This window comes from Falsiroseomonas algicola, from assembly GCF_011040385.1.
Classification (GTDB): domain Bacteria; phylum Pseudomonadota; class Alphaproteobacteria; order Acetobacterales; family Acetobacteraceae; genus Falsiroseomonas; species Falsiroseomonas algicola.
Window position 1 is genome coordinate 1 of record NZ_JAAIKB010000050.1, and the last position, 1403, is coordinate 1403.

At 69.5% G+C, this 1403-nt stretch carries 1 protein-coding gene; it reads right to left on the minus strand.

Annotated features, from left to right (window positions below; translation table 11 throughout):
- Nucleotides 1-280 precede the first annotated feature (280 nt).
- Entirely contained in the window at nucleotides 281-1312 is a 1032-nt protein-coding gene (locus G3576_RS30945; protein WP_164698327.1) for an IS110 family RNA-guided transposase, read from the minus strand.
- Nucleotides 1313-1403 lie beyond the last annotated feature (91 nt).

A 1403-nucleotide genomic window follows, 5' to 3' on the forward strand; every position in this document is an offset into this window, starting at 1 on the left:
GGCCTGAGTGACCTGTGTGGACGGCCCCTTCGATGCAAGGGCGTTGAAGGGTTGAGGCGCCGCGGTCGAGTGCGGTCATGTGTCCGGCCTCGGATGCGGCTGGTTTGACCGCGGGCCCTGATGAGGTTCGCGGTCCGGCTCCCAATCAGTTCGGCGCGCTCGGGGCGCGGGTCACTCAACGGGTTCTGCCGGACCCCGGGTTCGACCGGTTGCCATCACGCCACCTTCGCCCTCGCACGCCCGCCGGTCGCGGCGACCTCCGGCGGGAAGCTCTATCCTCCTATGCTGCGGCGGCCTGGCGCCCGAGGGTCGGGTCATAGGTTCCGCCGCGGGTCAGCAGTGCCCAGACGATGCGTGCCGTCTTGTTCGCCTGCGCGATGGCCGCGACCATCGTCGGCCGGCGCGCCAGCAGACCTGCGAGCCACCCTTCCTGAGCCTTGTTCTTGTTGTGGCGGATCACCGTCGTGGCGCCGAGCACGAGCAGCTTTCGGAGGTAGCGGTCCCCAGCCTTGGAGATGCCGACCTGCCGAGGCTTGCCGCCCGTGCTGTCCTGCTTCGGCACGAGGCCGATCCAGGCGGCGAGATGCCGGGCGGAGCGGAAATTGGCGATATCGCCGACACTGGCCAGGATCGCGGTCGCCGTGATGGGCCCGATGCCCGGAACCTTGGCCAGACGTCGACTGGCCTCGCTGGCCTTGTGCCAGGCCAGGATCGCCGCCTCCACTTCCGCCACCTGCGTCTCGATCGCCTCGATCGCGTCCGCCAGGCGCAGCAATGCTGTCCTGGCGAGCGCCGGAACGCGCGTCTCCGCGGCATCGCGCAGAATGCCCAGCAGCTCGCCCATCCCGCCGGTGCCCTGTCGGGCCACGATGCCGAACTCCGCCAGGTGCCCGCGCAGCGAGTTCACCAGCATCGTACGCTGGCGGACCAGCAGGTCGCGGGTCCGGTGGAGCACCAGGAGCGCCTGCTGCTCGGGTGTCTTGATCGGCACGAAGCGCATCGTCGGCCGCGTCACCGCCTCGCAGATCGCCTCGGCATCCGCCGCGTCCGTTTTGCCGCGCTTGACGTAGGGCTTCACGTAGGCGGCCGGGATCAACCGCACCTCATGCCCAAGCGCCCGGATCTCCCGCGCCCAGTGATGGGCCGAACCGCACGCCTCGATGCCGACCAGGCAGGGCGGGAGCGCGCGGAAGAACCCAAGCACCTCGCTCCGGCCCAGCTTGCGCCGCAGCACCGCGCGGCCGCTGGCGTCAACTCCATGCGCCTGGAACGCACGCTTGGCGATGTCCAGACCGATCGTGGTAATCTTCATGGCGGACGGCCCCTTTGCTCGCTGACCTCAACAGCCGCGAGCCTGGCACATCGATGCCGCTCAGGGGCCGTCCACCGCATCAGTTTGAGAA